This window comes from Gilvimarinus chinensis DSM 19667, assembly GCF_000377745.1.
GTDB classification, from domain to species: domain Bacteria; phylum Pseudomonadota; class Gammaproteobacteria; order Pseudomonadales; family Cellvibrionaceae; genus Gilvimarinus; species Gilvimarinus chinensis.
The window spans coordinates 1-20,048 of the sequence record NZ_KB898708.1; the positions used below are offsets into that span (position 1 = coordinate 1).

At 53.4% G+C, this 20,048-nt stretch carries 17 protein-coding genes; 11 read left to right on the top strand and 6 right to left on the bottom strand.

Annotation, left to right across the window (positions count from 1 at the left end; all coding sequences use genetic code 11):
* Both D568_RS0109460 and D568_RS0109470 read left to right on the top strand, forming a co-directional pair.
* Window positions 1–594 (top strand): IS3 family transposase (locus tag D568_RS0109460; protein ID WP_020209357.1); only part of this gene is annotated, 594 nt, incomplete at its 5' end.
* A 908-nt stretch (window positions 595–1,502) separates the two neighbouring features.
* Window positions 1,503–1,706, top strand: a complete 204-nt coding sequence (locus tag D568_RS0109470; protein ID WP_020209359.1) for a hypothetical protein — start codon at window positions 1,503–1,505, stop codon at window positions 1,704–1,706.
* A gap of 875 nt (window positions 1,707–2,581) precedes the next feature.
* Here the strand turns inward: D568_RS0109470 and D568_RS0109475 are convergent.
* Entirely contained in the window at window positions 2,582–3,121 is a 540-nt protein-coding gene (locus tag D568_RS0109475) for a hypothetical protein (RefSeq protein WP_020209360.1), read from the bottom strand.
* Window positions 3,122–3,216: 95 nt separating this feature from the next.
* Window positions 3,217–3,540: a stress response translation initiation inhibitor YciH gene (gene yciH, locus D568_RS0109480; RefSeq protein WP_020209361.1), complete on the bottom strand. Its 324-nt coding sequence runs from the start codon at window positions 3,538–3,540 to the stop codon at window positions 3,217–3,219.
* A gap of 86 nt (window positions 3,541–3,626) precedes the next feature.
* Between yciH and D568_RS19830 the strand changes: the two genes are divergently transcribed.
* Genes D568_RS19830 through D568_RS0109495 form a run of 3 tightly spaced genes read left to right on the top strand, consistent with a single transcriptional unit; the run spans window position 3,627 to window position 5,460 of the window.
* Window positions 3,627–4,013: a c-type cytochrome gene (locus D568_RS19830; protein ID WP_020209362.1), complete on the top strand. Its 387-nt coding sequence runs from the start codon at window positions 3,627–3,629 to the stop codon at window positions 4,011–4,013.
* Window positions 4,010–5,239 carry a serine hydrolase domain-containing protein gene (locus D568_RS0109490; RefSeq protein WP_020209363.1) on the top strand — a complete coding sequence of 410 codons (1,230 nt, stop codon included), beginning with the start codon at window positions 4,010–4,012 and terminating at the stop codon, window positions 5,237–5,239. The genes D568_RS19830 and D568_RS0109490 overlap by 4 nt, the downstream gene beginning before the upstream one ends.
* 11 nt (window positions 5,240–5,250) lie before the next feature.
* Window positions 5,251–5,460, top strand: a complete 210-nt coding sequence (locus D568_RS0109495) for a SlyX family protein (RefSeq protein ID WP_020209364.1) — start codon at window positions 5,251–5,253, stop codon at window positions 5,458–5,460.
* Window positions 5,461–5,489: 29 nt separating this feature from the next.
* Here D568_RS0109495 and D568_RS0109500 read toward each other — a convergent pair whose 3' ends face one another.
* Window positions 5,490–6,926 carry a M48 family metalloprotease gene (locus tag D568_RS0109500; protein WP_020209365.1) on the bottom strand — a complete coding sequence of 479 codons (1,437 nt, stop codon included), beginning with the start codon at window positions 6,924–6,926 and terminating at the stop codon, window positions 5,490–5,492.
* A 245-nt stretch (window positions 6,927–7,171) separates the two neighbouring features.
* On the opposite strand from D568_RS0109500, the gene D568_RS0109505 reads away from it, so the two are divergent.
* The 6 genes from D568_RS0109505 (at window position 7,172) to D568_RS0109530 (ending at window position 17,524) form a co-directional block, all read left to right on the top strand.
* Window positions 7,172–7,444 (top strand): sulfurtransferase TusA family protein, encoded by a 273-nt coding sequence (locus tag D568_RS0109505; RefSeq protein ID WP_020209366.1) that lies wholly within the window; start codon window positions 7,172–7,174, stop codon window positions 7,442–7,444.
* 9 nt (window positions 7,445–7,453) lie between these two features.
* Window positions 7,454–8,539 carry an AI-2E family transporter gene (locus D568_RS0109510; RefSeq protein ID WP_020209367.1) on the top strand — a complete coding sequence of 362 codons (1,086 nt, stop codon included), beginning with the start codon at window positions 7,454–7,456 and terminating at the stop codon, window positions 8,537–8,539.
* 5 nt (window positions 8,540–8,544) lie between these two features.
* Window positions 8,545–11,262, top strand: a complete 2,718-nt coding sequence (locus D568_RS0109515; RefSeq protein WP_020209368.1) for an insulinase family protein — start codon at window positions 8,545–8,547, stop codon at window positions 11,260–11,262.
* Between the two features lie 284 nt (window positions 11,263–11,546).
* A complete protein-coding gene (gene aceE / locus D568_RS0109520; protein ID WP_020209369.1) occupies window positions 11,547–14,195 on the top strand; it encodes a pyruvate dehydrogenase (acetyl-transferring), homodimeric type in 2,649 nt (882 codons plus the stop codon).
* Window positions 14,196–14,300: 105 nt separating this feature from the next.
* The gene (gene aceF / locus D568_RS0109525) at window positions 14,301–16,217 is read left to right on the top strand and encodes a pyruvate dehydrogenase complex dihydrolipoyllysine-residue acetyltransferase (protein ID WP_020209370.1); all 1,917 of its coding nucleotides are present in this window, start codon (window positions 14,301–14,303) and stop codon (window positions 16,215–16,217) included.
* Window positions 16,218–16,327: 110 nt separating this feature from the next.
* On the top strand, window positions 16,328–17,524 hold the full coding sequence (locus D568_RS0109530; RefSeq protein ID WP_020209371.1) for a sugar efflux transporter: 1,197 nt from the start codon (window positions 16,328–16,330) through the stop codon (window positions 17,522–17,524).
* A gap of 8 nt (window positions 17,525–17,532) precedes the next feature.
* On the opposite strand, the gene D568_RS0109535 is transcribed toward D568_RS0109530, so the two are convergent.
* The 3 genes from D568_RS0109535 to D568_RS0109545 are packed head-to-tail and all read right to left on the bottom strand — an operon-like array spanning window position 17,533 to window position 20,046.
* Window positions 17,533–18,123 (bottom strand): hypothetical protein, encoded by a 591-nt coding sequence (locus D568_RS0109535; protein ID WP_020209372.1) that lies wholly within the window; start codon window positions 18,121–18,123, stop codon window positions 17,533–17,535.
* Window positions 18,124–18,142: 19 nt separating this feature from the next.
* Entirely contained in the window at window positions 18,143–18,568 is a 426-nt protein-coding gene (locus D568_RS0109540) for a DNA polymerase III subunit chi (RefSeq protein WP_020209373.1), read from the bottom strand.
* Window positions 18,565–20,046: a leucyl aminopeptidase gene (locus tag D568_RS0109545; RefSeq protein WP_020209374.1), complete on the bottom strand. Its 1,482-nt coding sequence runs from the start codon at window positions 20,044–20,046 to the stop codon at window positions 18,565–18,567. Before D568_RS0109545 ends, D568_RS0109540 begins: the two co-directional genes overlap by 4 nt.
* Window positions 20,047–20,048: the final 2 nt, after the last annotated feature.

The following is a 20,048-nucleotide window of genomic DNA, read 5'->3' on the forward strand; positions in this document are numbered from 1 at the left end:
ATAGTGGCGCGAAACGGTAAAGCGTTTAACTACGGCGGTCATGCCTTAACGATGCACAACGTGGCGGACAACTTGCTGTGGAGAGATTTCTCGGCGGAGCGGCCCAACCAGAAATGGGTCACGGACATTACCTACGTCTGGGTTCGACACCAATGGCTCTACCTGGCGACGGTCATGGACCTCTATTCACGTCGTATTATTGGCTGGAGCCTGGATACGAGTATGACAGAGCCGCTGATCACGCAGGCGATGCAAATGGCCATCGATGCTCGTGGGGTAGTCCCCGGCTTGATTGTTCATTCAGATCGGGGCACGCAGTATCGCTCAAACAGCTACGTTAGCTTTCTCGAGAGACACGGCATCGCTCGGAGCATGAGCAGAAAGGAAAATTGCTGGGACAATGCCGTCATGGAATCTTTCTATGCTCGACTCAAAGTTGAGCTGATCTACGCCAGGTGCTATCAGTCGATTGACGAAGCGAGATCGGGTATATTTGGCTACATTGAAATCTTTTACAATCGCAAAAGAAGGCATTCTGCAAACGACGGGCTATGTCCTGTTGATTTTGAAGAGAAGGCAGCTATCGCTGCATAGGTACGGTGTCTATTTTTTGTGGGGAACACCAATGCCTATGAAAATAATGTATCGACTTCTCGCTGTGATTATATGTTCTATCGCGTTGATTCAATGGTATGGAATTGGTGAGAGGATTTCTCATGGCTTATGGCAGTGGTATAAATTTTACGGATATAGTAGCAACGCATATACAACGGTTGGCGAAACTTCATTATTAATTACATCTATCGCAACAGTAATAACTCTTACATTTTGCGTTTTTGTGTATAAGTTTAGCGAGGATAAATTCACTAAACTAGCGGTTAAGCTGTCTTCTTATTCATTAACTCTAGGGTATTTTTCCTTAATCATATTACTGATAAGTCCAATAGGCTTTTTAGTACAGAGGTAGCGGCATATAACAAGCCGCTCAAGGCGGGACAAATAAAAGTTGGCTTTTGCTCCTTCGTCGCTTATTTTAGCCAACTTATTTATTTTGCCCTTAGCGGGGCGTATATGTAATCAGGAGCGACGAACATATGGATGATTTTGGAGAGGACATCGGAAAGGGATTTATTCGGGCAATTGGTTACTTTCTTGCTGAAATCTTCTTTGGAACAATCTGTTACTGGGTTGGTTGGCCTATCTGTAAAATAATCACCCTTGGTAAATATCCGGCGTCTAAGCAGGTGGTCTACCTTGATGACTGCTCAGGTCGAAGAGAAGGTTTTTGGTGTAGTGCAGTTGGCCTACTTACAATAATTGCAGCATGCATAGTTTTGGCTGGTCACTTCGGGTCAACTAGTGGCATATAACAAGGCCAGTAACAGCGAGTAATTTTTCCGTCGCTTTTTGGTGGCGGTCGCTACGCCGCCACCAAAAATCAACTCCAAAATTGCCGCGTTCTGGCGGCGTTATGAGCTTTTGACAGGAAGGGAGAAAGAGATATGACAATTAACAGATATTATCAATACGTTAGCGTGCTACTTGCATTTGGTTGTATCGCAATTGGTGTAAAAGATAGCAGCGGTTTGTTAATTGCGCTTGGTTGTATTTTGCTTGTGGGGGCGGTTGCCACAATTATGCATTTGAAATCTGGAAAACATAATCCAGCATCAAAATTACCAAAAGATTTCAAGGTCAGCGAGTAACGAGCTTTGGTTTTAGGATCGTAAATAAGGTGACAGATTTATTTTTTGCATCGTATATCGAGTGAGTCGGGTTTCGCCCGATTACATCTGAGCCGAACGGAGGCCTATTTTAGTGGTTGAGCGCTCTTGGAGAAGGTGAATGCTCCGAAGGAGCAGAGAGGTCAGCCTGGGCTACGAACGCGAAAGGTTTAAGCGTAGATGGATGTGCGGTTTAAACCGACCGCTAAAATAGGCTGGAGAGAGGGCGCCCCGTAGAAGATAAAAGGTGTAGAAGAAAAAGGTGTCAGATCTATTTTCTGAACAAGGAATACGGAGTGTTTTCGAGTCAAATAATTAGAATGTTTTCAGTGTTGACGCTGCTTGTTGGTATAGCCTTTTCCGGGTTTGTCATAGCTGATGGACCGTCAGTCAAAAAGAGCAAAAGTGGTATCTGTCATGCGAAGGGGAGCACTTATTACGGACGCACTAAAAACTATACCTCATACGGAACAATGGAAGCTTGTTTGAAAAGTGGTGGCCGTCGGCCTAAAAGGTAAAGTGATAATGGCTGGCGGCTTTATTTGCTTTAAGTGCCGAGGATTGTGGTTGCGAAGTGCCGTTCTCAGCCCCGTAGAGCCCGCCGAACGGAAGCCTGCTTTTTGGGGGTAAGCAAACAGGACGTTTGCGCAAGCATCGTCAGGCCAGGGATGGCCTGTCGATGCGGCCCTCAAAAACAGGCTGAAGTGAGGGAACCCGCAGGGCGGAATCTCCGGGGAAGGGTTTTTGGTTACTTTTTACCCCTAAAAAGTAACTCGCAACGCCCGGCGACACGGGCAAATAAAACACAAAACGTAAGTTTTAACCTTTTAAAGCGAATACGCCAAAGGCGAAAAAAACTAAACCGTTCCCGACAAAACCTTATCGTATTTCCTGCTCAACATATCGTAAAAACTCTCTCGCGCTTGCAGCACACCTTGGCGTAAGGCAACGGCTTGTTCGCTGGTGATGTCTTTACGTCCGGCGTATACCTGGCGGCGGAAAGCGACGATTTGTCCGGCGTAAATTTTTAGGCTGCGTTCGAGGTTTTTCTCACCCAGCATCAAAAGCTTGGCTTCGGCGTCGGCCATTTTCTGAAAGCTGGCCACCAGCTCTTCGCTGACTTGCGCCAGCTCCAGTTTGCGGTCGGCGGGCCAGCGTTCGCCGAACTCTACCGATTCGGTGGCGAGCGAGGCGTATTTACTGAAACAGTGGGTAACCTGGCCGACGAAGTTTGAGGTTTCTTCCAGTACATCCAGGCGTTTTTGTTCGCGCAGCGAGCGCGGTCCGGCGGTTTGATGGCGGCGGCTCCACCACCACTGAGTGGCAACGGCGATAACCGCGCCAAGGCCTACTTTTAAGGCGGTGTCGAAAAATGAATAGACCAAGCTGGGTTCCATGAAGGCCTCGAATCAAGCTGTCAGAATAATGGCGTTATTGAACATTAAGGGCTGCTGAGCAAAAAACGCGCCATGGGTTTGTTGTGGCTAGAGCTTTAGCCACCCGCGAGCTTGACCGAGTAACCAGCCTTTTCCAGTGCGTCTTTTAGTGTGTCGCGGTGATCCCCCTGAATTTCAATCACGCCGTCTTTTATCGCGCCGCCGGTGCCGCAGGCTTGCTTGAGTTTTTTCGCCAGGGCTTTTAATTCCGCGCCTTGCAGGGGCAGACCTTTTACGGCACTTACTACCTTGCCGCCACGGCCTTTGCTCTCGCGCCAGATGCGCACAATGCCATCGCCGCTGGGCGCTTCGGGTTCGGTTTTTTCTTCTTTAATGCGGCCTTGGTCGGTGGAGTAAACCAGGCGGGAATTCTTGCTCATAGTGGCTCCAGTTTTGGTTGGACTTGGCAGTATACCTGAGCATTATCTGTATAATGCCGTCACTTTCAATAACCGGAGCGACCGCTGTGCGACTGTTATTTGTTGTCTTGGCTTTAATGGGGTTGTGTGCTTGCGAACCTTCGGCAACTGGGGCGGTGAGCGAGCCCGAAAGCCCCTTGGTGCTGGGAGCCAAAAAAGCCCGCGCCTGCATGGGCTGCCACGGCCCCAAAGGAGTATCGCGGGTGGCGTCTTACCCGTCGCTGGCGGGGCTGGATGAAGACTATATTGTGCAGCAGTTGCAGTTGTTTAAAACCCAGCAGCGGCAAAATCCGATGATGAACGCCATGGCTGTTAATTTAAGTGCCGACGATATGCAGCACCTGGCGGTGTATTTTGCAGCGCAGGCCAATCCCAACGGCAACAGCCCTAAGGTACAAAACCCGTCCGTTAACCAGACAGGAGAGCCGCAATGACCGTTGAGGTAAAAGGCGAGTGGGCGCCCGGCACCGAGGCTGTGGTGGAGGCCTTTGCGCAAAACTTTAGCGAGTATGACGAGCAGGGCGCAGCGCTGGCGGTGTATAAGGGCGGTGAATTATTGCTGAGCGTGTACGCTGGCACCCGTGATCGTCAAGGTGAGCTGCCCTGGCAGGAAGACACCTGTGTGAATGTGTTTTCGGCGGGCAAGCCGCTGGTGGCGGCGGTTATTATGCGGTTGGTGGAAAAACAGGTGCTTGAGCTGGATGCGCGGGTGGGGGATTACTGGCCGGAATTTGCCAGCCGGGGTAAAGAATCCATTACCGTTCGCCAGGTGCTGAACCACAGCAGCGGGCTCAGCGCTTTTCACCCTCGGGTAAAAGACCCGGTGATTTACGATACCGCCAGCATTGAAGGCCTGCTGGCGTACGAAACGCCCTGGTGGGAGCCGGGCAGCAAGCAGGGCTATTCGCCATTTCTATACGGTTGGATTCTCGCAACGCTTGCCCGCAAGGCTTTGCAAGCCGCCGGTAAGACTGGAGGAACGGATGGCGCCAGCGAGGCTAACGGTTACCGCGAGCTGTTTCAGCAAGAAGTGGCTGCGCCTTTGGGGTTAACCGCCTATTGCGGCGTGCCTGAACACCTGCACAGCAAGCTTGCCGACGTCGCCCCCTTGAAAAAGCCCCTGGGCAGTGTGGGCTCGGCCAGCGCGGGCGCCAACAGTGCCGCCCTTGGCCAGTTAATGAAAGCCGACCCTCGCGGGGTGACTAATCGCGCGTTTACCAACCCCATGACGTTAATGAACAGCACTAATACATCGCAGTGGCGAAACGCCTGCATTCCCGCCGCCAATTGCCACACCAACGCAAAATCTCTGGCGCGGTTTTACGATGCGCTGCTGCACAATCGCCAGTGGTTAGGTGAATCGGTGTTGCAGGAGTTCAGCGGTGCGGCATCTGGCACTGACGCTGTGGCCGAGGCCCCCAAAGATGCCGTGCTGGGCGTGCCACTGCGTTTTGGCCTGGGCTTTATGCTATCGCGAGATGTGGACGATGGCCGTTACGGCAGCCTGCAGGGTTTTGGGCATCCGGGAGCGGGGGGCAGCCTGGGCTACGCCGACCCCGCCAGCGGTATTGGGTTTGGCTATGTGACGGCGCGCCTGGGGCAGAGTTTATTAATTGACGCCAGAGCGCAGCGCTTGATTGCCGCGCTTGGTAAGGTATGAGGTAACAGGCCATGAGCCGCGAGATAGAAGATTTACAGAGCCGTTTGGCGTTTCAGGAAGACACCTTAAACGAACTGAGCGAGATTGTGGCCCGGCAAGATCGGCAGATTGACGCCTTAACCGAGGCCTTAACCCGCCTGGTAAAAAAGCTGGATGACATGGCCTACGAGGCCGAGCAGGGGAGCACAGCCCCTGCCACGGAAGTGCCCCCGCATTACTGAGGAGGTTCTCTCACTTAGGGTGTGCAGGATTAATAATTCAAGTCTGCCCGCAGCTTTTCCACGTAGCGCAATCGTTCGGTGAGCAGCGCGGTTTTGTAATTGTCGTTGGTCAGCTTAAGGGCGTTACGCAGCTGAATGATCGCCTTATCGTAAATGCCCACTTGAATAAAATACTCGGCCCGCGCCTCGTGTACGCCCAGTACATCCCCTGCCAATCCCTCTACTTCGGCCAGCAAATACCACAGATAGGGGTCGTCGTCCCGCTCACGAACCACTTGCGATAAATAATCGGCGCAGCTTTGGTAGCGGCCGGAATCCATCAGTGCCTCGGCGTAGCGCACCACAAAGGGGTAGTAGCTGGGTAGCTTGCGCAAGCCGCTTTGCAGCTTTTGCAGCGCTGTGTCGTAATCTTTGGCGGCGATATCGATGTCGACATCCATCACCTGATAGGTGAGGCGCGAGTTGTCTTTTTTCCACAGCGGGGCAAAGGCTTCGCGTGCTTTGCTGGCATTACCCGCTTGGGCATAAGCCAGTGCCAGGCCATAGCGACTGGCATCATCCGAGAGGCTATCGCCTTCAAGCTCGCCGGTAAATTGCTGCACCGCACGCTGTGGGCTTTCGGCCTGCAGCACTCGCACGCGGGCGCGCATTAAGTGAAACTCCAGACTGTCTTCACGCAGGTTGCGTGGGTAGCGCATGGCGCGGGCGCGGGCATCGGCCACACGGCTTTCGGTTACCGGGTGAGTTAACAGAAAATCGGGCGGGCGGCGCGAGTAGCGCGAGGCGCGCAGCATTTGCTCAAACATGTCGGCGGCGGCGTAGGGGTCGTAGCCCGCCTGAATTAAGGTTTCAATGCCCAGGCGGTCGGCCTCTTGCTCGTTTTGACGGCTAAAGCGCAATTGGGCATCGGCCGCTGCGACCTGGGTGGCGGCTATCGCAGCCATGCCGCCATCGCCGCTGCCGCTGGCGGCCAATACCAGGCTTGCCAGCAAAGCGGTGTAAAAGGGCAGGGTCATGTTGCGCTGCTGCTCCAGGCGGCGCGCGTAATGGCGCTGACTTAAGTGCGCCAGCTCATGCGTCATTACCGAGGCCATCTGAGCTTCGTTTTGCGAGTATAAAAACAAACCCGTATGCACCCCGATAATATTGCCGGGGGCGGCAAACGCATTCATGGTGGGGTTTTCAGCCACAATTAAATGAAAATTGCGGTTGCGCAGCTCGCTGTACTGCGCCAGTCGTCCGATCAGGGTTTCTAAGTAGCTGATTAAAAGCGGGTCAGAGGAGGTGGGCACCTGGCTGCGGTAGCTGCGCATAAACAGCTCGCCCAGGCGTTGCTCTTCCTGAAAGGAGACAATGCCCGATGAGGTGTCACCGAAATCCGGCAGGTTTAAATCGTTCGCGGTCGCTGGCGCTAAGGGCAGCGCAAGCGTAAGTGACAGCAGGGCACCAGTAATTTTGCGTTTCACTAAACTCAATACTCCGTTGTTCTCAGGGGCCGCACGATTGCCATAGGCTGGATTGAGCGCATGTTACCACTAGCAGGGCGGGCTGAAACACCTGGCGACGTATTATGTACTTGTGCGTAGCGGGATTGTTCAATAGCATGTCTCGTCCCGCGCGGCCGAGAGGCTGGCGGGCGTAAATCGTTACGAATGAGCAATGTGTTAACGCGCATTTGTACTCAAACCTGTCGTTACTGTAAGCCGAGCCTATGACCGATACCACCAGCCACGGTTCCGTCTGTGCAGACGAAACGCTTGATGCCCGAGATTTGACCTGCCCCATGCCCTTGCTAAGAGCCAAGCAAGCACTGAACCGCTTGCCGATAGGGGCGGTATTACAGGTGTTGGCCACCGATCAAGGTTCGGTGAGGGATATCCGCGCTTATGCCGATATGACCTGCCACGAATTGTTGCAGCAGTGGGAAGAGCAGGGCGTTTACTACCATCTTGTGCGCAAGGGCGAGGCCGGCATTACGCCGTAAGGGAAAATTATGATTAAGGTGTTTCGCGGCTGGATAGATCGTTACTTTTCCGATGAAGAGGCGGTACTGCTGGTGGTGCTGATCGCTGCCAGCTTAATCATTTTGCTGACGCTGGGCACTGTGCTGGCACCGATGATTGCCAGCGTAATTATCGCTTTCTTGATGCAGGGCGTAGTGGTGCGCTTGCGCAGCTGGGGGGCGCCGCACTGGCTGGCGGTCACGCTTACCTCGATTTTACTCATGGCTATGCTCGCCTCTTTAGTGCTGGTGTTGTTGCCTGTTATCTGGCATCAGTCGGCGCGTTTTGTGGCCGAGCTGCCGCGTATGTTGGGCGAGTGGCAAGACCTATTACTATTGTTGCCGCAAAATTATCCGAACTTGATCAGCGAGGCGCAGGTTGAAGATTTGATTTCTGTGACTGCCACCGAGCTGGGTCGTTTTGGGCAAAGTGTGTTGAGTTTTTCGGTGAGCAGTTTGCCGGTGCTGGTGACGGTGCTGGTGTATTTTGTACTGGTGCCGATTCTGGTCTTTTTCTTCCTCAAAGACAGCTCGCTGATTGTCAATTGGGTGGGGAGTTTTTTACCCCACAAAAGGCCGGTAATGAGCAAAATCTGGCAGGAAATGAACCAGCAAATCGCTAATTACGTGCGCGGTAAAGCCATTGAGATACTCATAGTCGGTGCTGTTTCTTACATTGTGTTTACCTTGCTTGGGGTGAATTACGCGGCGCTGCTGGCAATTGCTGTGGGCTTGTCAGTGGTGATTCCGTATATCGGTGCGGCTGTGGTGACTCTGCCGGTGGCCATGATTGGCTTTTTCCAATGGGGTTGGGGCTCGGAGTTTTTCTACCTGATGCTCGCCTACGGCATTATTCAGGCTTTAGATGGCAATGTGCTGGTGCCTCTGCTGTTTTCAGAGGCGGTGAACCTGCACCCGGTCGCTATCATTATGTCCGTGCTGGTGTTTGGCGGCCTGTGGGGTTTTTGGGGGGTATTCTTTGCCATCCCGCTGGCCACGCTAGTCAAGGCCATTCTTTACGCTTGGCCCATTGGGGTCCAGGAAGCGAGCCACCCGAAGCCAGGTGATGAGGTTTGAGGGCAATGTTTTACCGTGGCATGGTTGCTGTGTTGTTGGGTGGCTTGCTGAGTATTGCCGGGATACCTTCACAAGCACAAAATCAGGCTGTCGATGCTCCCGTCACTCGTGTTGCGGTTCGCCATAGCGAGTATGACCCTCGGGAATACCGCGCCCTGCGCTTTGCCAATGGCTTGCAAGTGCTGTTAATACGCGACACAGGTGCGCCTACCTGGGTGTTAAGTGTCAATGCCGGCAGCCTGCATGACCCAGCCCAGGTGCCAGACCTCGCCAGGCTCGCCGCGCTCAGTGTGACGACTGCCAGTAACAGACGTGATTGGGTGGCAAGCACAGAAAACCTTTACACCCATTTTATGTTTAATCGGGCTGGAACCGCGCCGGTTGCCGAGATTGCGTCAATTCTTTCGGGCGTTGCGCCAGAGCAGGCGGATATTGCTCGCGCCCAACAGCGCCTTGCCGATGAAATGCGTGCAGCGCGGGCGATTACTGCTGCGGATCGCCGCACCGATGTAATGCAAACACTGTTGCTGCGCAAACCTCTTAGCCCGGGAGTGCTGGTGACCCCGTCGGCGAGTCTGGTGCCTTTGGAGCATGTCCAGGACGACCTGCAAGCCTTTGCCCAGCGTTATTTTAGGCCAGATCGGGCAAGCTTGGTGGTACGTACCCCGGGGCCGCTTGAGAGTCTCGAAGCCGCTCTGCGTGATGGCCTGGCTAATGTTAAACCACAAAAATCTGCCGCTGAGCCTGTTGAGTCGGTAGCGCTTGACCGCGAAAGCCTTCCTTTGCTGGTGCAAGCCGAAATAGACGGCGGGTCGCTGTTGCAGCTGAACTTCCCGGTCTCTATGGCGACCTTGCGCAGCCCCGATAAACCTTACCGTTTAGTGTCTTATCTTTTAGAGCACCGAGGTGAAGGCAGCCTGGTATCGCTATTGCGATCATTAGGTTGGGCGGAGAGTATTCGGACGGGATTTAGTGAGCTTACACAGGGCGAAGGTGTGTATACGGTGTCGATACATCTGACTGAGCTGGGGGTTAAGGCGCGTGATCAGATTTCGGCTCTGGTGTTTTATCAGCTTGAACAGATTCGCTTGAAGGGTTTAAAGGCTTGGCGCTTTAACGAACTGGCTCAATCTGCCGAGTACGACTTTCTCTATCACGATTGGGAAAATACCTACCCGGCCACAGAGTTAGCGCGCCGATTACACCACGTTGACGCAGAAAATGTTCTTTTTATGCCCTACCTGTACGGTGCTTACAATGAAAAGCTTAACCGCCAGTTTTTAGAGGCTTTACGCAGCGATAATGCGCTGATTATGGTTGATACTGGGGAGCGTATTCAGGGGCGCCAGACGGTGGCAAGTCGAACGTCATTTCAGGCCGAGCAGGCCAGCGAGTTCTATCCGGACATCAAGTTATCGATTAAGCGCAAGCTGACGTTTCCCGAGGCGAATAACTTTATTCCCAAGCGCCTCAGTATGAAGGAGTCATCTTTACTGGGTGGTACTCGGCTTGACGGGATTGATGTGCTGGCACAAAAGCCATCGCTGCAGAGCTGGTACTCTCGTCCGTCCTCTCTCACTATGCCGACGGCCAGTGTTTTTATCCGTTTGGTGTTTAATCAGCCGGCAACGGATGCCGACCAGGCGGCGCGGGTGATGATTTGGTCGCGTCTTTACCGAGATGCTTTAGATGAGGCGCTTTATGATGCACAGGTGGCCGGTGCTGAATACCAGTTGCTAACGCACCCTCTGGGCTTGGATATTCAGTTGGCGGGCTATAACTCACAGCTGGGACTGATGCTGAATCGCATGGGGCAGGTCTATAGTGAACCATGGCCTTTGTTACAGCGCTGGCAACAGGTGCGTGATGGCCTGGTTGCTAATTTAACTGGGCAACATACAGGCGATTTGCCCGAGTTTTATTTTGATGTTTTGGCGCAGTTGCATTATCAGCCGGGTTGGTCGAGGGGGGCTTTGTTAGAGGCGCTAGCGCGCCAAAGCCAGGACTCTATGACTGAAATCCCTCAAGCGTTGCGCCTGGAGGCCTTGTTCAGTGGTGATTTGTATCGACAAGAGGCGCAGCGTTTAACGGCATTGGCCGAGCATTACTTTTTGCCCAAGAATGCACCGGGCGCTAAGCCTGCTGAGTTAGTGACAGCACAAGATAAAGCATTGATTGCTGTTGCTAGACAGTCGAATCTGGAGGTTTATGTTCAGGCCCCAGGCGAGAAGGAACGTGACCGGGTGTTTGTCGGTGCTATTGTCCAGCTGCTTGATGGAGAGCTGCTCCCTCTTATCTCTGAGGGGGGGGAGCAGAACGGACCGCCCATCGCTGTGCGCGCGACTCACTTGGACCTTGCTGGACAGCCTGGCTTGCGTTTAATTGCTTCGGCCGATGTCACCGCCTCTGAGCTTTTGCAGGCGGTACGATCTCGATTATCCGAACCCGGTATCGGTGCCCGCTTGGGGGCTATTAAACGACGCTGGCGTCATGCTGAAACGGGGGGTAGTGAGTCTGAACGGGCAGAGCTGTTGTGGCGGCAATTGCGCAAGGGCTATCGCGGGGATGAGCGCACTGCGGTGGCCGCCCTGAACTCATCATCGTTAGAGCGCTACGCTCGTGAACTGTTCGGAGCTGAAGTGGTGGATGTGACACAAATTGACGGCATCGAGACCTACCGTAAGCGCTATAAAACCCAAAGCGCTGGCTTTAATTTGCCCTGAAGTGGTGCCCTTTGGGTGAAATGTGATCGGTGTGAGCAAATAGCATACCGGTTCTGTTGGTAATCTTAGCTTCACCGCTCGGGTCAAGGGCCGGGGCTAGTAAAAACACTGTAAATGTGTAAAAATTCGCGCATTTTTCGGCCCCCGACTTGGGGGTAAACCCTGCGAAAGTCAGTGCTAAATGGGGGCGAGGCCACTGGTATTTATCCTACCAGGCTAGGTCCGCGTTGGTGCTAACGCATTGTCTATATGTGCTCAAAAGGCGCATGACTGAGGAGAATTAAATGATAGAAGATATTGATGCTCTGGAAACCCGAGAGTGGCGTGACGCCCTCGATTCAGTTGTTCGCCACGTCGGTAAAGAGCGTGCTGCATTTCTTCTGAAGAGTTTGTCAGAATCCGCTGCCGATCATGGTATTGATCAGCCTTCAGCCATCACTACTCCCTACCGTAACACCATCCCCCCGTCCAAAGAAGTACAAAGCCCCGGCGATCATTTTATCGAGCAGAAAATCCGTTCGATTATCCGCTGGAATGCGATTGCGATGGTGGTGCGTGCCAACAAAAGTGCTGACGAGCTGGGCGGCCACATTGCCTCTTTCTCCTCTGCGGCTACCCTGTACGAAGTGGGTTTTAACCATTTCTTCCGCGGCAACGAAAATGGCCCCGGTGACCTGGTTTACTTCCAGGGCCACAGCTCGCCCGGTATGTACGCCCGCTCTTATGTAGAGGGTCGCTTAACCGAAGACCAGCTGGACAACTTCCGCCGCGAAGTGGATGGCAAGGGCTTGTCTTCGTATCCACACCCCTGGCTGATGCCGGATTACTGGCAGTTTCCGACCGTATCTATGGGCTTGGGCCCAATCGGCGCTATTTATCAGGCCCATGTGATGCAGTACATGCATCAGCGCGGCTTGAGCGATATGTCTGACCGCAAGGTTTGGGCGTTCCTGGGTGACGGTGAGTGTGATGAGCCAGAAAGCCTGGGCGCCATTGCCTTGGCTGGCCGCGAGAAATTAGAAAACCTGATTTTCGTGATCAACTGTAACCTGCAGCGCCTGGACGGCCCGGTACGTGGCAACGCCAAAATCGTACAAGAGCTTGAAGGTGTGTTCCGTGGCGCAGGCTGGAACGTGGTTAAAGTCTTGTGGGGCGGCGGCTGGGATGCGCTGCTGGAAAAAGACACCACTGGCTTGCTGCAAAAGCGCATGGACGAAGTCTGCGACGGTGAAATGCAGAACTACAAAGCCAACGGCGGCGCCTATACCCGCGAGCACTTCTTCGGCAAGTACCCGGAGTTGCTGGAGCTGGTTAAAGATATGTCGGACGACGAAATTCTGCGTCTGGCGCGCGGCGGTCACGATGCGCACAAGGTGTACAACGCTTACCACAACGCGGTTAACACCAAAGGTCAGCCAACCGTTATTCTGGCGCAAACTGTTAAAGGTTACGGCATGGGCCCCACCGGTGAAGCCGTTAACAATGCTCACCAGGTGAAAAAGCTGGATATGGAAGCGCTGAAGTCGTTCCGCGATCGCTTTGATATTCCCATTGAAGATAAAGATTTAGAAAGCATTCCTTACTACCGTCCGCCGGAAGACAGCGCCGAAATGCGCTACCTGCAGGAGCGTCGTAAGCAGCTGAATGGTTATTTGCCGGCGCGTAAGGCAGACTTTGAAGCGCTGGAAATTCCAACTCTGGAAGCGTTCAAAGCTCAGCTTAAGTCTACTGGTGAGCGTGAAATTTCGACCACCATGGCCTTTGTGCGCGTATTGAACACCCTGATCAAAGACAAAAAGATTGGTCAGCAGGTTGTGCCGATCGTGCCGGACGAAGCCCGTACCTTTGGTATGGAAGGTATGTTCCGTCAGGTGGGTATCTACTCGCGCTTTGGTCAGAAGTACACGCCGCAGGATGCCGGTCAAATCATGTATTACAAAGAGGACGAGAAAGGTCAGATCCTCGAAGAAGGTATTAACGAAGCCGGTTCTATGGCTGCCTGGGTTGCTGCGGCGACCTCTTACAGCAACCACGAGAAACCCTTGCTGCCGTTTTATATCTACTATTCCATGTTTGGCTTCCAGCGTATTGGCGATTTGGCCTGGCTGGCGGGTGATGCTCAGGCGCGCGGCTTCCTGTTAGGTGGTACCGCCGGTCGCACCACCTTGAACGGTGAAGGTTTGCAGCACCAGGATGGCCACAGCCTGATTCTGGCGAACACCATTCCTAACTGCCACACCTATGATCCAACCTTCTCTTACGAAGTGGCGGTGATTGTGCAGGATGGCCTGAAGCGTATGTATCAGGACAAAGAAAACTGCTACTACTACATCACCCTGATGAACGAAAACTACGTTCATCCTGATATGCCAGAAGGTGCCGAAGAGGGCATCATCAAAGGCATTTATCAGCTGGAGAAGGGCACCAGCAAGAAGAAAAACCGCGTACAGTTGATGGGCTCTGGCACCATCCTCAATGAAGTTCGCGCGGCCGCTGAAATCTTGCGCAACGACTTTAGTGTGGAAGCTGACGTGTGGAGTGTCACCAGCGTGAACGAACTGACCCGCGAAGGTCAGGCGGTAGATCGCTGGAACCTGCTGCACCCAACCGAAACACCGCGCAAAGCGTATGTAACTGAGCAGTTGGAAGGCAAAGACGGCCCATTTGTGATTGCCACCGACTACATGAAAAACTACGGCGAGCAACTGCGTCCGTACATCCCCGGTAAATACACCGTGTTGGGTACCGACGGTTTTGGCCGCAGCGATTCACGTCAGAAACTGCGCCATTTCTTTGAGGTGAGCCGTGAGTTTGTGGTTATCGCCGCGCTTAAGTCGCTGGCCGATGAAGGCAAAATCAAAGCAGACGTGGTCGCCAAAGCCATCAAGCAATTTGGTATCGACCAGGATAAAGCCGATCCGTTGACCGTATAGTCGCTACCGCGACCAGTAGCCGCACTGGCGGCTGCGAGATCAATGGATAACCCTACGCCCGAGCCAAAAGCCCGGGCGGATAGCAAAAAGTAGCGAGGAGTTACAGTGGCAATTGAATCAGTAAAAGTCCCCGATATTGGTGGCTCGGAAAACGTAGACGTCATTGAAATTTCGGTGGCCGTAGGCGATACCGTTGAGCTTGAAGATTCTTTAGTGGTGCTGGAAACCGACAAAGCTTCTATGGAAGTGCCGAGCACCGTGGCCGGTAAAGTGACCGCCATTAAAGTTAAAGAAGGCGACAAGGTTTCTGAAGGCGATGTGATCGTCGAGGTAGAAGCGGCGGGCGAGTCCGCGGCTGAGCCAGAAGCCGCTCAAGAAGAGCCGAAGGCGCAAAGCGAAGCGCCTGCGCCGGCAAAAGCCAGTGGTGGTGCAGAGCAAACCATCACCATCCCTGATTTAGGCGGCTCTGAAAACGTCGATGTAATCGAGGTATGTGTAGCGGCCGGTGATGAGGTGTCTGAAGGCGACTCACTGGTGGTCCTGGAAACCGATAAGGCTTCGCTGGAAGTTCCAGCGCCCGCCAGCGGGAAGATTGTCAGTATCGCGCTGAAAGAGGGCGACAAAGTTTCCCAGGGCGACACCTTGGGTGTGATGACTTCTGATGCTGGTGAAGCACCTGCCGAGCCGCAAGCGTCTGCCCCCGCCGAATCTAAGCCCGCTGCAGCGGCGCCTGCCTCTGGTGGCGTGCAAGATGTGCCGGTGCCGGATATCGGTGGCGCTGAAGGCGTTGATGTGATTGAAATTTCTGTGGCCGAAGGTGACGAAGTTGGTGAGGGTGACACCCTGATCGTACTGGAAACCGATAAAGCGTCCATGGAAATTCCCGCTCCAGCGGCCGGTAAAGTCGTCAAGTTAGCACTGAAAGAAGGCGACAAGGTTTCTCAGGGCGATCTGATTTGTCAGCTCGAAGGCGAGGCCAGTGCCGCGCCAGCGCCTGCTGCCAAGTCTGAATCTGCCGCACCTAAAGCCGACGCCTCTGCCCCTGCGCCGACCAGGTCGTCGGGCTCACCTGTCACGGCCGACAGTGTTGAAGTGGCCAGCAGTAATGCCGATGTTTACGCAGGTCCCGCCGTGCGCAAGCTGGCTCGTCAGCTGGGCGCTGATTTGGCGAAAGTAAAAGCATCTGGCCCCCGCAACCGTATTTCTAAAGACGATGTTCGCGCTTACGTGAAAAACATCGTTACCGCCACCCAGGAAGGCAAAGCGGGTGCGGCCACGGGCGGCAGTGGTATTCCACCGATTCCTGCCGTGGATTTTGCCAAGTTTGGTGAAATTGAAACCGTGAAAATGAGCAAAATCAAAAAGCTCACCGCGGATAACATGGTGCGCAACTGGTTGAACATTCCTCATGTCACCCAGTTTGATGATGCGGACATCACCGAGCTTGAAGCCTTCCGTAAAGGTCTTAAAGCCGAAGCCGAAAAGCGTGGCAGCAAATTAACGCCGCTGCCGTTCCTGCTCAAAGCCTGTGCTGCGGCTTTGGTGGCCGAGCCAAGCTTTAATGTCTCGATTCATCACGATGGCGAACACATTGTGCAGAAGAAATACGTGCACATCGGTGTAGCGGTAGATACCCCCAATGGCTTGGTGGTACCTGTTATCCGCGATGTGGACAAAAAAGGCCTGTGGGAATTGGCTGACGACTTCAGTGCCATAGTGAAAAAAGCGCGCGATGGTAAGTTGACTGCTGCCGATATGCAGGGCGGTTGCTTTACGATCTCAAGCCTGGGTGCTATGGGCGGTAATGGCTTTACGCCAATTGTGAACGCGCCTGAAGTGGCTATTTTGGGTGTTTCACGCGCGCAAATGAAGCCTGTATGGAACGGTAAAGAGTTCGAGCCACGCAATATGCTGCCTCTGTCTCTGTCTTACGATCATCGTGCCATTAACGGCGCTGACGCAGGGCGCTTCTTTACCTACCTGACGGCAGTGATCGCAGACGTCCGTCGCCTGTTGCTGTAATTGACAGGACATTGGATGAAAAAGCCTCGCCCCGAAAGGGCGGGGCTTTTTTCTTGGCCTAGTGGTAATCGGTTACATTTGGGGTTGATGGTTTACAGATTGGAGGTTCGGTGAGTTCACTGTGGCGCCCCCGGGCTTTGGGGATTTATTTTCTATCGTTTGCGACCGGTGTTATCGGTGCGCTGCTGCTGCCTACCTTAAGTATTTTTTTCGCCGATGAGATTGGCGTTAGTCCCTTTTGGGTGGGTATTCCTTACGCCGGAATTGCCCTTGGCAGTATTATCTACAATCAGTTGCTGGGGGATTGGTCTGATCGATTGCACGACCGCCGCTCGCTGGTGGTGGGGCTGTGTTTGGTGGGGTTGCTCGCCTGCGCTATTTTTGCGTGGTCGCGGGATTACTGGGTCACCTGCCTGTGCGCTGTAGGGTTGTTAAGCTTGGCAATGGTGTCGTTTTCTCAGGTGTTGGCTTACAGCCTGGAATACGCCGAAACGGTCATTCCAGCCGAGCGTGTGGCGCTCTTTAACGCCTTGGTGAGAGCACAAATTGCCTTTGCCTGGGTTGCCGGGCCTCCGGCAGGCTTTTTGTTGGTCAGTTATTTTGGTTTTGAAACCTTGTATTGGAGCGCCGCTGGATTATTTGTGGTGGTGGCGCTACTCACTGTTTCACTGTTGCCCGCTCTGCACGAGCACCATCAAAAGCCTAAGCCTGCTTCGGCGTCGTTTTGGCAACTGATGGGCGGTGTTAATGGACGCAATTTATGGCTGTGCTTGCTTGCCTTGTCGCTGATGTGGGGAGTGAATAACGCCTATCTCATCAGCTTGCCATTGCATATTACCCGCAATCTGGAGCTGAGTACCGGGTGGGTCGGCTGGATTATGGGCACAGCGGCAGGCTTGGAGGTGCCGGTGATGTTGTTGGCCGGTGTGCTGGCGTCGCGGATAAACCCTATAACTATTGTGCGTTCAAGTGGCGTGGCGGGCTTGATTCTTTACGCGGGAATTTACTGGGCGGATGCCTTGTGGCAGTTGTTTGCGCTGCAGCTTGCGAACGCTGTGTTTGTAGGGATTCTCGCTGGGCTTGGGGTTTCGGTGGTGCAGCAGATGCTGCCGGGGAGGGCGGGCAGTGCGTCGGCACTGTATACCAACACCACCCACGTAGGCACGTTAATCAGTAGCGCCTTGGTCAGTGGTGTAGCGGAAGCTTTCGGTTACCACAATGTCTTCGCTGCTAATATGCTGTTGGTTTTGTTAGCGACGATATTGTTTTTTCTGGTGCGTGATCGTGAAGCTTCGCCGCCGTATTAATGTTTTATTTATCGTGATTTTAACAGCTGTTGCAATTGCTCTTCGGTCATGCCGGAGAGCTTTAATCGCAGTTGAGCCTCCAGTTGAGGCATCACCGAATTTATCAACTCGTCAATAAGCTCACTTTGGGTATCCACTGGGCTGTTTGGTGAGAGTGCAAACTCGGCGGCGCGATTACCTTTTAAACGCTCGCGGATATGTTGGGGCAGAAAAGGGTTTTCACCCATCGCTTTGCTGGTTGATGGCAGCGAACTGGGGTGGTTGTACGTGTCGGGCGTTTCGTTTTGAGGCGGGTGAAATAGCGTTTGCTGTGATTCAGCGATGTCACTCTTTTTATTAGTCTCGCTAACCTTTGGTGGCATTGAGCTTTGGGGGTAGACGTCTGTACTCAAATCCAACTCGAAGTTTTCTTCTTCGCTACCTTGACGGTCGGCGTCTGAATAATCCGTATTATTCTTGCTTGGGGTTTCGAGTGATATACGAGCTTCCGTTTTCTCAATCACCTCATTTAATAGTGGAATATCATCAAGCAGCAGTCCTTGAATGGATTCGAGTTCGTTGAGCAACTCGGTTTTGGTTTTTTCTTTTTCCCGGTCCATTGCCAATACTCCGCAGAGGCTACAGTGGGTGGTGATGAATAGGGTAACCGCGCTCTTTTAGGTACGCCCAGTGTTCTCGGGTGTACTCTAATACATCTTGCTGCTGTATGACGACCTCAATAACCCTTTGGAAGCGGCTAAAAAAAGCCGGCAAAGTGCTGCTGAGGTTGATCAAAATGTCATGTTGCTGTCCCGCATCTTCGCCGCAGCTGATAATAGCAGGCTGTTGTAAATCGGCTTCTTCTACCCGTCGAAATGGAAGGTACGATTCGGGTTTGAAGGTTAACAACACATCTTCAAGTGCCTGGCGTTGATCAGGGGTGTCAACCACTACCAGCAGCTGGTGTTTCTGTAGAATGGCTTTTTCCATTAACCGAGCCGCAAACTGCCAGCGTTCGCTTTCATGGCTGGCAGTTTTTAACACGTAGAAATCGATTCGGGTCATACGGGGTTTAACAGGTAGTTAACCAGCAGTGAAACCGGGCGGCCGGTTGCCCCTTTGGCGCTACCGGATTTCCAGGCGGTACCGGCAATATCCAGGTGCGCCCACTTGGCCTCTTTGGTAAACCGTGAGAGGAAGCAGGCGGCGGTAACACTGCCCGCTTCACGGCCGCCTATATTGGCGATATCGGCAAAGTTGCTGTCCAGTTGTTTTTGGTATTCGTCCCACAGCGGCATTTGCCAGGCGCGGTCGCCGCTGCGAACACCGGCGGCGAGCAATGAATCTGCCAGCGCCTGATCATTACTGTATAGGCCGTGAGCGTGACTGCCGAGCGCGATGACGCAGGCGCCGGTTAAGGTGGCGATATCGACAATGGTTTTGGGTTTGTACTCTTGCACGTAGCTGAGGGCGTCACATAACACCAGTCGACCTTCTGCGTCGGTGTTAAGAATTTCGACGGTTTGGCCGGACATGGTGGTGACGATATCGCCAGGCTTGGTGGCGCAACCCGAGGGCATGTTTTCAGCGGCAGCTACCACCGCGACCACATTAATTTTAGGTTTGAGTGCAAGCAGCGTTTTCATGGTGCCGAAAACACTGGCAGCGCCGCACATATCGAATTTCATTTCGTCCATCCCTGCGCCCGGCTTAAGGCTAATGCCGCCGGTGTCGAAGGTAATGCCTTTGCCCACCAGTGCATAGGGCGCGGTGGATTTAGCGGCGCCTTTGTATTCCATGACGATCATCTGGCCAGGTTCGTCACTGCCTGCCGAAACCGATAAAAACGCGCCCATACCGAGTTCTTTCATTTGTTTTTCAGACAGGACTTTTACCGTCAGATCGGAGCGACTGCGCCCCAAAGATTTTGCTTGGCGAGCAAGGTAAGAGGGGGTGCAAATGTTGCCCGGCAGGTTACCCAGTTCGCGGGCGTAATTAATACCCTCGGCCAGTGCCTGGCCCTCGGTCAGGCCTTTTTTACCCGCGCTTAGCGAGGCCTTGTCGGTGCATAAGGTGACTTTACTGAGGGTAGGGCGAGGCTGCTTTTGGCTTTTAAGCTGATCAAAACGCCAGAGGTTGGTGAGCAGAATTTGCGCAAGTTGCTGGGCTTGCCACTGAAAGCTCTGTTGTTCTACAGTGACGCCTTCCAGCGCAAGGCTTGCATTGCGGTAGCCTTTAACGGTTGTAGCTAACGCCTGGATTGCGCAGGAGAAGTTTTCCGCTGATATTGCGGTGTCTTTTTGTTTCCCAAGTCCGAGGAGTAATAGTCGCGCTGAGCTTTGTCCCAGACCGTGGTGCAATAATAAAGTGCTACCAGCGTTTCCCTTAAACTTCTCACGCTCGATCAGCTTTTTCAATTCGCCCTTGCTGGCTTTATCAGCGGCGGCGGCCGTGGTGCTTAGCTGGCCACCTTCGAAGATGCCTACAGCCAGTACGTCGGATTTGAGTGCGAGTGCATCTTGGGATTTAGCGTAAAATTGCATGT

Excerpts from the sequence above, each read along its gene's own strand:
- D568_RS0109470 (WP_020209359.1), top strand. The coding sequence starts at position 1,503 with ATGACAATTAACAGATATTATCAATACGTTAGCGTGCTACTTGCATTT.
- D568_RS0109475 (WP_020209360.1), bottom strand. The coding sequence starts at position 3,121 with ATGGAACCCAGCTTGGTCTATTCATTTTTCGACACCGCCTTAAAAGTA.
- yciH (WP_020209361.1), bottom strand. The coding sequence starts at position 3,540 with ATGAGCAAGAATTCCCGCCTGGTTTACTCCACCGACCAAGGCCGCATT.
- D568_RS0109490 (WP_020209363.1), top strand. The coding sequence starts at position 4,010 with ATGACCGTTGAGGTAAAAGGCGAGTGGGCGCCCGGCACCGAGGCTGTG.
- D568_RS0109495 (WP_020209364.1), top strand. The coding sequence starts at position 5,251 with ATGAGCCGCGAGATAGAAGATTTACAGAGCCGTTTGGCGTTTCAGGAA.
- D568_RS0109505 (WP_020209366.1), top strand. The coding sequence starts at position 7,172 with ATGACCGATACCACCAGCCACGGTTCCGTCTGTGCAGACGAAACGCTT.
- D568_RS0109510 (WP_020209367.1), top strand. The coding sequence starts at position 7,454 with ATGATTAAGGTGTTTCGCGGCTGGATAGATCGTTACTTTTCCGATGAA.
- D568_RS0109515 (WP_020209368.1), top strand. The coding sequence starts at position 8,545 with ATGTTTTACCGTGGCATGGTTGCTGTGTTGTTGGGTGGCTTGCTGAGT.
- aceE (WP_020209369.1), top strand. The coding sequence starts at position 11,547 with ATGATAGAAGATATTGATGCTCTGGAAACCCGAGAGTGGCGTGACGCC.
- D568_RS0109535 (WP_020209372.1), bottom strand. The coding sequence starts at position 18,123 with ATGGACCGGGAAAAAGAAAAAACCAAAACCGAGTTGCTCAACGAACTC.
- D568_RS0109540 (WP_020209373.1), bottom strand. The coding sequence starts at position 18,568 with ATGACCCGAATCGATTTCTACGTGTTAAAAACTGCCAGCCATGAAAGC.
- D568_RS0109545 (WP_020209374.1), bottom strand. The coding sequence starts at position 20,046 with ATGCAATTTTACGCTAAATCCCAAGATGCACTCGCACTCAAATCCGAC.